This window comes from Brachybacterium sp. AOP24-D1-21 (assembly GCF_052378665.1).
In the GTDB taxonomy this organism is placed as follows: domain Bacteria; phylum Actinomycetota; class Actinomycetes; order Actinomycetales; family Dermabacteraceae; genus Brachybacterium.
The window spans coordinates 169,924-179,323 of the sequence record NZ_JBQSXX010000001.1; the positions used below are offsets into that span (position 1 = coordinate 169,924).

Sequence of the window (9,400 nt, forward strand, 5' to 3'; positions counted from 1 at the left end):
CGAGCACCGGCTCGCGGAGACCGCCCGTCGGCCGGATTCAGCGGCGGGACGCGGCGAAGGTCGTGTGGCCGGGGCCCGAGCCCGGGGCCGCGACGGCGTCGATCGCGTCGAGCTCCTGCGCTGTCGGCTCCCACGCCACGGCGCGAGCGTTGGCGGCGACCTGCTCGGGGCGGGTGGCGCCGGCGATGACGGTGTCCACCGTGGGCTGGGCGCGCAGGCCGCCGAGGGCGATCTCGAGCATGCTGCGCCCGGACTCCTCGGAGAGCCGGCGGAAGCCCTCGATCACGTCCCAGCGGGCGTTGTCGAAGCGGGCCGTCTCGGTGGCGAGGCGGGTCCCCTCAGGGGCGCCGCCCGTCTTCGAGTACTTGCCGGTGAGCAGCCCGTAGGCGAGCGGGAAGTAGGGCAGCAGGCTCATTCCGAAATGCTCGAGGGCGGGGACGAGCTCTGTCTCGGCGCTGCGGTTGTACAGGGAGTACTCGTTCTGCGCCGTGATGAACGAGGGAGCACCGACGGCGTCGGCGAGGTGGGCGGCGTCCGCGACCTCCCAGGCAGCGAGGTTCGAGCAGCCGATGTACCGCACCTTCCCGGAGCGGACCAGGTCACCGAGTGCGTCGAGGGTCTCCGCCATCGGGGTGATGCGATCGGGGGCGTGAAGCTGGAAGAGGTCGATGTGGTCGGTGCCGAGGCGGCGCAGGGATCCCTCGACCGCGCGGAGGATGTAGCCGCGGCTGGCCCGGTTCGCCCGCGCTCCTGGGTAGGTCTCCCCCATGTCCATACCGAACTTGGTCGCGATCACGACCTCTTCACGGCGAGCCCCGAGCGCCTTCCCGAGCATCGTCTCGGACTCGCCGATGCCGTACGTGTCGGCGGTGTCGAAGAAGGTCACGCCCTCATCGAGCGCGGCCTGGACGACGGCGGTCGCCGCGTCCTGGTCGATCCGGCGCCCGAAGGCGTTGCATCCGATGCCGAGTGACGAGACGAGAAGACCGCTGGAGCCGAGGGAGTCATAGCGCATCGCCCCAGGCTATCGCCAAGGTGGCAGTCTCCGGCAGGCGGTCTCGTCCGCCCGTCGGTGCGAAGGGTTACGGTGTGCATCCGACGGACCGACGCGAGACGGGGACGACCGATGGCACGGAAGAAGAAGACGCCGGAGGAGGTGGCGGACGAGCAGCGGCGGTACGCGCTCGCCGCCAGCGCGACCACCGATGAGGAGCTCGCACCGTTCCTCAGCGACACCAACCAGGCGATCCGCAATGACGCGGCGGCGAATCGGCACGCGAGCGCGGCACTGCTCGCCCGATTCGCGCATGACAAGTTCTGGAGCACCCGGGTCGTCGTGGCGCAGCACCCCAATACCTCTCGCGAGACGGTGATCGGGCTCCTCGAGCCCGACCCGAGGCGTCGCGGGGTCGTCCACCATGCCGCGCGCGAGCGGCTCGAGTCGGAGGGCGTCGAGTTCGGCGAGGATCAGATGCCGCTGGGCTGAGACGGCACGCGAGTATCGTCACCCGCGCGGTCCCGGGGTGCGTGGTCACTGCGGGGCCAGCTGGGCGATCTCACCGCAACCATCGCGTCAGTGCGTCGGCCCCTCGCCACCGAGGTCGGTGACCGCGATCGACGTGCCCTCGCGCTCCAGATCCGCGTGTCATCTGGTTCAGGGGCACGCCTCAACGTCGCTCCGCTCCCTCGTGAATCCGACCGGTGGGCAGCGGTTTCACCATGATCAGGCAGGGAGTGCCTTCGCCCCACAGCTCGGTCTCCTCCAGCGGCAGGAAGCCCTGCTTCTCGTAGAAGTGCCGGGTGCGTGCATAGGCAGGGTCAGGATGCGATGCACCGAGGGTCTTCACCTCCAGCAGCCGCACGCCCCGGGCACGGGCATCGGCCTCGAGGGCGGAGAGCATCGCCGTACCGATGCCAGCCCCGTGCGCGGCGCGCTCCACGACGATCAGGTGCACCTCGGCGGCCGACGGGAAGTGACGATCCACCAGAGTGACGCCGACGACAACATCCGAGGCGTCGCGGACGGTCCAGGTCTCTTTGGTACGGGCGGCCTCGACGTACTCGGCGTTCGACTCGGGACGGCCGAACCATTCGGGCACGGTGACGAGCAGGCGGGCCACATCGTCGGGCACCGGGTCATCTCGGTGAGCGATCCAGGTCATGGCGCACATCGTAAAGCGAGGCGGAACGTCGGGTCAGGGAACCTTCCATTTTTCCGGGGGTTGCCCCCACTGCGGGAACTGCTGGTGCTCCGTACCGTGGAAGCCATGAGTGCCTTCTTCAACACCTTCCGCAGAATCGGCTTCCGACGTGGGCCTCGCCGCCTCGTCGCGGGCATCGGCGGTGGTCTCGCCGAGAAGTTCGGAATCGACGTCTGGCTGGTGCGTCTGCTGCTCCTGGCGTCCTTCCTGCTGCCCGTGCTCGGACTCGGCGCCTACCTGGTGGCCTGGGCCCTGCTCCCCTGGCAGGACGGCCGCATCCCGCTCGAGCGCGTTCTCGAGCGGTGATCCGGAACCATCCCGGCTTCGTTTCCGGAGCTGCCCCTCACCGGCTGAACAGCGCGAACTCTCCGCTCAGAGTGCCCGCGAGGCCCCTCCAGACTGCATGAGCGACAAAGACCGTGTTCATCCCGGCCCGCAGCGCGCGTTGATGAGCGACTGAGCAGTGTCGGGCAGCGTGGCCGGGTCATCGAAGTGGCGAGCGCTCTGACAGACACGGACGAGTCCTTCCCACACCTCGCGATACAGAAGCGGATCCGCCTGCATGCGCTCCGCCTGCAGTGCCGTGAGCGGGAACCGATAGCTGCCGTCCCAGTGCCCTTGCGGCACGTCGAGGTCGAGAAGGAGGGCACCCCTCCGCCGGACGATCGCGGTGGCCCAGTTCCACTCAGCTCCCTGTGGCCTGAAGAGCTCCTCGGTGTCATCGGTGAGTCGGAACGAGACGGGCAGTCCGTTGGTCTGGCCATTGACGAGCTCCCTGGCCACCGTGAGCCACACGACCGTGCCGTCACGGATACCGAGGTTCGTGGCACCCCATCGCGTCGCGGGTGGCACGGTCGGGAAGTCCCACGCCACGGTCCGCGCGTCCTCCGGGTCGTAGCTCGCTGCTGAGGCCTTGAGCTGTCGCACCTCGTGCGGGCCGAGCACGTCGAGCACCGACTGCACCTCGACGCTGTTGACCGGCCTTCCCAGCGCACTCTCGAAAGTCCCGTACCGCGCCGTGCGGAGGGACGGCTTTGCTTTGCCTGCACGTCGACGTCGCGAAGGTGTCATACCGGCTGAACTCCCGAGTTCTGTGGGCTGAGTGCTCTGCCGACAGCGTGACAGCGCCCACGATGAGTCCGCCGGCTCACGCCTTCAGCACGTACCGCAGGGTTTCCACAACCTGGTCGGTGGTCGTGCACCAGGCCTGTGCTCCGGCGTCGACCTCTTTGAGCGGGTGGATGATATCTGCCTCGTGGAGGGTCACGTAGGGCGTGCCCAGCGCGGCGCAGTAGCCGGCATCGAAGGCGGCGTTCCACTGCTTGTACTTGTCCCCGAAGCGCACCACCACCAGATCGGCCTGCGCGATCAGGGTGCGGGTACGAATGGCGTTGACCTTGGCGGACTGGTGATCACGCCAGAACGGGCTGTCGTTCTCACCCAGATGGTCGCCGGCGGCGTCGCTCGCGGGGTGGTCGGTCACCGGCGCGGTGAAGACCACGTCCAGCCCGGCGGCCTCGGCACCGCGCCGGATCTCCTCACGCCACTCGGAATGGATCTCGCCGGAGAGATACACAGAAAAACTCATAGCTGAAGGCTCCTTATGGGGTGCGGGTGGGCCTGGCCTGCGCTCTTCGTCCCACCATCTCATCAGTGCAGTGAGAAGAGCCAACCTCAGTGCGTGCCCCAGCCCTCGGCTCAGAGGTGCCGGGAAGGGTCCATCCGCTGATTCAGGATGCGGACGATGTCCAGGTGGTCGGCACGAAGAACGAAGAAGACCGCATGACTGCCGATCGCATAGCTGACGTAGCCTTCGCGGATCTCGCTCCTGGCGCGCCCTCGGCCTGGATCCGCGTCGACGCGCTCGATCGCCATCTGGATCTCGCGGAGGTGCTTCTCCGCCTGACGGGCGTCCCATCGCTCAGCCCGATCTGGAATCGCGCAGGCTGATCGCGGCACAAGAGTGGGCCAAGGTGGGTTGCGGCTCGTCCTCGACGAGCCCCTGCACGCATCACAGCTGAGCACCTCACCCGCGCAGTCCTCTGTAGGCTCGGTCTGTGACGACCGTCCTCAATATCTCCGCATACCTGTTCACTCAGATCACTGATCGTGAGCAGCTGCGTCCGGAGCTGCGCGCACGAGCGGACGCGGCGGGTTTGAAGGGCACCATCCTTCTGGCGGAGGAGGGCATCAATGTATTCCTTGCGGGTGATGCCGACGCGGTGCGCGAGTTCGTCGATGAGCTGCGCGAGGACCCCCGCTTCGCCGCGCTGACCACGAAGGAGAGCTGGTCGGAGTCTCAGCCGTTCCGCAAGATGCTGGTCAAGCTCAAGCGCGAGATCATCCGCATGGATCACCCGACAATCCGCCCCATCGAGGAACGCGCGCCCGCCGTGGCGCCGCGCACCCTCAAGCGCTGGCTCGATCAGGGCCACGATGACGAGGGCCGCGAGGTCGTCATGCTCGACACCCGCAATGCGTTCGAGGTCGATTACGGCACGTTCGAGGGTGCCGTCGATTGGCGCATCGAGCGGTTCACGCACTTCCCCGAGGCTGCGTCGACGAATCGCGAGGCGCTCGAGGGCAAGACCGTCGTGAGCTTCTGCACCGGTGGGATCCGCTGCGAGAAAGCCGCGATCTACCTGCGCGATGAGGGCATCGACGCGCTTCAGCTCGATGGCGGGATCCTCGGCTACTTCGAGCACGTCGGCCGCGACCACTACGACGGGGACTGCTTCGTCTTCGACGAGCGCGAGGCGCTCGCTCCCGACCTCACGCCGCGGGCCACCATCGCCTCGTAGTGCGCCGCTCGAGGTTCACTGAGCTCGATGTGCCTGCGCCATGCAGCGGAGCCCGCGAGCCCCGGCCGACGGCCGCTCCGCACCGCTCAGCCTCTCGCCGCGGCCCGCGCCTGCCAACGGCCGGAGCGGTGCTCGATCTCGATCGGGTGGTCGAAGCACCCGCTCACCGTCTCGGTCGTCAGCACTTCTCGGGCAGCGCCTGCGGCGTGCACCCGGCCGGCCTTGATCAAGATGGCGTGCGTCGTCGTCGCAGGCAGCTCCTCGAGATGATGTGTCACCAGGATGGTGGCCAGGTCTGGTCGTGCCAGGTGCAGCGCGTCGATGGTGGCCAGGAACTGTTCACGCGCTGCGACGTCGAGTCCCGTGGAGGGCTCGTCCAGGAGCAGGAGCGGGGGATCGGGCAACAGGGCACGCGCAATGAGAGCGCGACCTCGCTCGCCCTGCGACATCGTCGGCCAGGCCGCCGCCTCGAGCCCGGCAAGTCCGAGCATCTCGATCAGCTCATCGGCGCGAGCTTGGATGAGTGCGTCAGGGACCCAGCGCGACATGAGCTCGGTCGTACCCGTCGCGCCCGTGAGAATGACCTGACGGAGAGTGAGCGGCGAGCCCGGTGAGTGCCGCGGATCGACGTGTCCGATGGACTCGCGAAGTTCGCGAATGTCGACCCGGCCGAGCTTGCGACCGAGCACGTGGACGGTGCCACGAGTGGGATGCGCGACCGCGCCGCACATGCTGAGGACGGTGCTCTTGCCGGCTCCGTTCGGGCCGATCAGTGCCCATCGCTCCCCCGCACGGACGGTCATGGTGATGTCGGAGAGGATCTGCCGGGATTCGCGCACGAAGCCGACGCTCTCTAGCCGAAGGATCTCCCGGTCAGTCATCGGCGTGCTCCCCCTCAAAGAGGTGGCCCTGCGACTCGCGGCTCCCGACGGACACCATCCGGAGTTTCCTGAGGAGGCGGAGAAGGCGGAGCGGAAGGCGGAGCGGGCGGAGCTGCTGGGACACGGGCTAGACTGTACACAACTCCTCAGACAAGTAGCGAAGTGGAGGCTTCATGGCGCAGGTGATTCGCACCCCGCTCGCCGAACAGGCAGCAGATCTGCTCCTGGACCGCATCCGCGCCGGCGAGTGGCCACTCGGCTCGAAACTGCCCGGGGAGAACACGCTCGGCCCGCAGCTGGGCGTGGGCCGCTCGACCGTGCGTGAGGCCATCCGCCGCCTCGCGGGCCAAGGCGTGCTCTCCACCCGGCAAGGAGCTGGGGTGTTCGTTGCTGCACTCGACATCGTCGAAGACTGGAGCGCAGTACTGCGAAAAGTCGACATCGATTCGGTGATCGAAGCGCGCATCGCAATCGAAGTCGAAGCTGTCGCGCTCGCGGCCGAGCGGTGGACCGCCGCTGAACTGCGCGCGATCCGGCATGCAGCAGCCACGCGTGACGCTCAGCGGACCGACATCGAAGCGCACATCGATGCGGACATCGCGTTCCACCGAGCCATCGTGGTGGCGTCGCACAATCCGATCCTCGTCGACCTGTTCGACAGCTTCACTCCGCGCAGCCGCCGAGCCATGATCGATCTGCTGCGCCTGCGTGGCGCGTTCGGAAGCGATGCCGATCAGCAGGCGCACCTGCGCGTCCTCGACGCGATCGCCGACCGCGACGGCCGGACAGCCTCAGCGCTCGCGCGGGAACACCTGCTCACCCTCACGACGGGATGACGGCCACGATGGGATGACGGCACTGTCCTCTCGCGCCGTCGCGAACGCGCCTCAGCCGTCGGATCGCATCGCGGCCGCGCGCACCGGGTCGAGCAGCCTGCGCATGCCGTCGTTGAACGCCGCACGATCGGGGAGGAAACCTCCGGCCAGGAGGAGGAGACCGGTACCCTGATCGAGCGCCGCCAGCAGTCGGCCCACCTCAGCGGCGGGAAGCGTCTCACCCTCGGCCCGGGCCCTCTGGGCGATCTCGTTGTAGTGGTCGAGCACTGCTCCCAAGCGCTCGTGCAGCTGCGGGGCGAGCTCCTCGTCGCGGGCCGCGCTGGCGATGAATTCCAGCGTCGCGAGGGCGAAGCCCTGCGTCGCTCCCGAGGGCACGCCCTCCCGCTCCCCCGCACCTCTACCGGTGGAGGCCGGGTCGGTCGGCGTCTCGAACGGATCCTTCAGGTCGACCTCCGCGAGCTCGAGGTTGCGGTCCATGATGGCCAGGAAGAGGGCCGGCTTGCCGTTGAAGTTCGAGTACACGGCCCCTTTCGAGAAGCCGGCTTCGCGCGCGATCCGTTCCAGGCTCGCCGAGTGGTAGCCGTCCTCGGAGAACACCCGACGCGCTGCGAAGATCAGCGCTTCGCGAGTCTGCCGCTGCCGATCTCGGCGAGAGAGGGGGTCGGGAAGCTGTGCCAGCATCCTGCTGAAGCGCGGCGGCACGTCGCCCTGCAGCCCCAGGCACAGGCCCCGATCGACGGGCTCACCCCCCGTTCTGCGATCGAGATCGCCGGCCGTCTCCGTGGGCTCTCGGCACGCGACGCGCGCCGGGCCGCCACCGATCTGGCCGAGGAGCTGGACATCGGAACGTGGCTGGACCGACGGGCGCTGCCCGAGGGCGGCGGCCTGTCCGGCGGGATCCGGCGGCTCACCGGTTTCGCCATGGCGGTGGCCGCCCCGGTCCCGCTGCTCATCCTGGACGAGCCCACCAACGACATCGATGCCTCCCGGCGCCGACTGCTGTGGGATGCGGTGCGCCGTCGAGGAGACCAGGGCAGCGGGGTCCTGCTCATTACGCACAACGTCGTCGAGGCCGAACGGATCGTGGACGAGCTCGCCATCCTCGACCGGGGCCGGCTCATCGCCGCCGGGTCACCCGCGCATATACGCGGGACGCAGGACACCGATCTGCGCCTGGAGCTGCAGATCCCACCCGACGCACCGGATCCGTCCGAGCACGATCCAGGACTGCCGGCGCTGCGCCGGGTCCGGACCGGGCGCCGCACGCTGATCACGCTGCCCGCCGCGGACGCCGCCACCGCGGTCGCCTGGGCGTCCGCACAGCACGCCGCACACAGGATCGAAGGGTTCTCCATGGATCCGACGACGCTCGAGGACGCGTACCTGGCGCTCACCGCGCAGCCCGACCCCGCTGCCGCGCCCATCCCGGGTGCCGACGCAACGGTTCAGGAGTCAGCTCATGCATGAGGCAACGCTCTCCCCCGTCCGCCCCGTCCACGTGAGCCTCTGGGCGAGCTTCCGCACTCTGCTGCGCTGGTCGGTGGCGTCGATCGGTGCGATGCTGCCGCTCATCGTCGTCATCCAGGCGGTGCTGGCCGCCGGGATCATCCTCGGATTCGGGTTCCTGATCCCCGACATCACCGCGGAGAGCGCACTGTTCCTCTCCTCCGGCGCGCCGACGATCCTGCTGCTGACCATCGGGCTGGTCATCGTCCCGCAGGGCGTGTCCCGCGCCCGGGCGGCGGGAGCCCTGGACTACCAGCGTGCCCTGCCGGTGCCCCGGCCGCTCCTGCTCGTGGTCGACCTCGTCGTGTGGACCCTCATCGCGCTGCCCGGGGTCGCGATCGGGCTCGCCGTGGCATGGCTGCGATACGACCTGACCTTCTCGTTCGACTGGCCGCTGCTCATCCTCGCCTCGCTGCTCACGACGACGATGGCCACTGCGATCGGCTACGCCCTGGCCGTCACCTTGCCGGCGACCCTGGCCCAGCTCGTCTCCCAGGTCCTGGTGTTCTTCGTCCTGCTGTTCTCACCGATCACGTTCCCGGAGAGCCAGCTGCCGGAATGGTTCCAGTCCCTGCACCACGTGCTGCCCATCCAGCCCGCAGCAGATCTCATGCGGGCGGGGATCGCGTCCAGCGCGTTCGCCGCCGATGCGGGCGATCTCCTGATCCTGGCCGTGTGGACCGCTGCCGGCCTGCTGGTCACCACCAGGGCGCTGGTACGGCGGAAGTGAGCGGAAGGGCTGCCAGGGCCACCATGTCGAGCACCTGGCGGTCGCGCCGTGCGAGACCCTCCCGCTGGTACGTGCCGCCGAACCCCACACCATCACAGGTCGTCAGTGACCGCTTCGATGACATAGTCCCGCGCGATCCCTGACGTGGCCCTGCCCCACTCGCTCGCCCGCACGCGCGCCTGATGCGAATCGAAGGCCGCCTGATCCACGAACAGCTCCGAGACTGTCCACACGAGCGGGTCGTCCGTCGGCTCGACCTCGAAGCGGAGGCAACCGGCTTCGGCACGGGTGAGGTCGACATGCTGGCGAAGACAGCGGTGGACGACAGCCGCCTCATGACGATCCGCGCAGAGGAGTCTTCCGGTCAGCCTGATGAAGCTCATGCAGCCTCCGATGTCGTGCGAACGGCGGGAAGGACCCAGTCTCCACGATCTGTCCCCCGGCC

The 9,400-nt window shown here is 68.6% G+C and carries 14 protein-coding genes; 6 read left to right on the plus strand and 8 right to left on the minus strand.

The genetic code is table 11. The features are described from left to right. Positions 1-37: 37 nt before the first annotated feature. Positions 38-1,015, minus strand: a complete 978-nt coding sequence (locus ACT3UF_RS00785; RefSeq protein ID WP_441445677.1) for an aldo/keto reductase — start codon at positions 1,013-1,015, stop codon at positions 38-40. Positions 1,016-1,126: 111 nt separating this feature from the next. Here ACT3UF_RS00785 and ACT3UF_RS00790 point away from each other — a divergent pair, with 111 nt between their 5' ends. Next, a complete protein-coding gene (locus ACT3UF_RS00790) occupies positions 1,127-1,486 on the plus strand; it encodes a hypothetical protein (protein ID WP_441445676.1) in 360 nt (119 codons plus the stop codon). A 181-nt stretch (positions 1,487-1,667) separates the two neighbouring features. Here the strand turns inward: ACT3UF_RS00790 and ACT3UF_RS00795 are convergent, their stop codons facing one another. Beyond that, positions 1,668-2,162 carry a GNAT family N-acetyltransferase gene (locus ACT3UF_RS00795; protein WP_441445675.1) on the minus strand — a complete coding sequence of 165 codons (495 nt, stop codon included), beginning with the start codon at positions 2,160-2,162 and terminating at the stop codon, positions 1,668-1,670. A 105-nt stretch (positions 2,163-2,267) separates the two neighbouring features. Here ACT3UF_RS00795 and ACT3UF_RS00800 point away from each other — a divergent pair, with 105 nt between their 5' ends. Continuing rightward, a complete protein-coding gene (locus tag ACT3UF_RS00800) occupies positions 2,268-2,507 on the plus strand; it encodes a PspC domain-containing protein (protein WP_442332504.1) in 240 nt (79 codons plus the stop codon). 117 nt (positions 2,508-2,624) lie between these two features. Here ACT3UF_RS00800 and ACT3UF_RS00805 read toward each other — a convergent pair whose 3' ends face one another. The 3 genes from ACT3UF_RS00805 to ACT3UF_RS00815 form a co-directional block, all read right to left on the minus strand. Next, entirely contained in the window at positions 2,625-3,155 is a 531-nt protein-coding gene (locus ACT3UF_RS00805; protein ID WP_444607953.1) for a hypothetical protein, read from the minus strand. A gap of 193 nt (positions 3,156-3,348) precedes the next feature. Beyond that, positions 3,349-3,789, minus strand: a complete 441-nt coding sequence (locus ACT3UF_RS00810; RefSeq protein WP_442332506.1) for a YtoQ family protein — start codon at positions 3,787-3,789, stop codon at positions 3,349-3,351. Positions 3,790-3,899: 110 nt separating this feature from the next. After that, the gene (locus ACT3UF_RS00815; RefSeq protein WP_444502728.1) at positions 3,900-4,226 is read right to left on the minus strand and encodes a type II toxin-antitoxin system RelE/ParE family toxin; all 327 of its coding nucleotides are present in this window, start codon (positions 4,224-4,226) and stop codon (positions 3,900-3,902) included. Positions 4,227-4,258: 32 nt separating this feature from the next. Here ACT3UF_RS00815 and ACT3UF_RS00820 point away from each other — a divergent pair, with 32 nt between their 5' ends. Further along, positions 4,259-5,002: a sulfurtransferase gene (locus ACT3UF_RS00820; protein ID WP_444607954.1), complete on the plus strand. Its 744-nt coding sequence runs from the start codon at positions 4,259-4,261 to the stop codon at positions 5,000-5,002. Between the two features lie 86 nt (positions 5,003-5,088). On the opposite strand, the gene ACT3UF_RS00825 is transcribed toward ACT3UF_RS00820, so the two are convergent. Continuing rightward, on the minus strand, positions 5,089-5,883 hold the full coding sequence (locus tag ACT3UF_RS00825; protein WP_444607955.1) for an ABC transporter ATP-binding protein: 795 nt from the start codon (positions 5,881-5,883) through the stop codon (positions 5,089-5,091). Positions 5,884-6,056: 173 nt separating this feature from the next. On the opposite strand from ACT3UF_RS00825, the gene ACT3UF_RS00830 reads away from it, so the two are divergent. Beyond that, positions 6,057-6,719 (plus strand): FadR/GntR family transcriptional regulator, encoded by a 663-nt coding sequence (locus ACT3UF_RS00830; protein WP_444607956.1) that lies wholly within the window; start codon positions 6,057-6,059, stop codon positions 6,717-6,719. Between the two features lie 51 nt (positions 6,720-6,770). On the opposite strand, the gene ACT3UF_RS00835 is transcribed toward ACT3UF_RS00830, so the two are convergent. Next, a complete protein-coding gene (locus ACT3UF_RS00835; RefSeq protein ID WP_442332511.1) occupies positions 6,771-7,316 on the minus strand; it encodes a TetR/AcrR family transcriptional regulator in 546 nt (181 codons plus the stop codon). On the opposite strand from ACT3UF_RS00835, the gene ACT3UF_RS00840 reads away from it, so the two are divergent. Continuing rightward, positions 7,293-8,186: an ATP-binding cassette domain-containing protein gene (locus ACT3UF_RS00840; protein ID WP_442332512.1), complete on the plus strand. Its 894-nt coding sequence runs from the start codon at positions 7,293-7,295 to the stop codon at positions 8,184-8,186. The genes ACT3UF_RS00835 and ACT3UF_RS00840 overlap by 24 nt on opposite strands. Next, a complete protein-coding gene (locus ACT3UF_RS00845) occupies positions 8,179-8,955 on the plus strand; it encodes an ABC transporter permease (RefSeq protein ID WP_444607957.1) in 777 nt (258 codons plus the stop codon). The genes ACT3UF_RS00840 and ACT3UF_RS00845 overlap by 8 nt, the downstream gene beginning before the upstream one ends. A 92-nt stretch (positions 8,956-9,047) precedes the next feature. Here the strand turns inward: ACT3UF_RS00845 and ACT3UF_RS00850 are convergent, their stop codons facing one another. Further along, positions 9,048-9,338 (minus strand): putative quinol monooxygenase, encoded by a 291-nt coding sequence (locus ACT3UF_RS00850; protein WP_442332514.1) that lies wholly within the window; start codon positions 9,336-9,338, stop codon positions 9,048-9,050. Between the last annotated feature and the right edge of the window lie 62 nt (positions 9,339-9,400).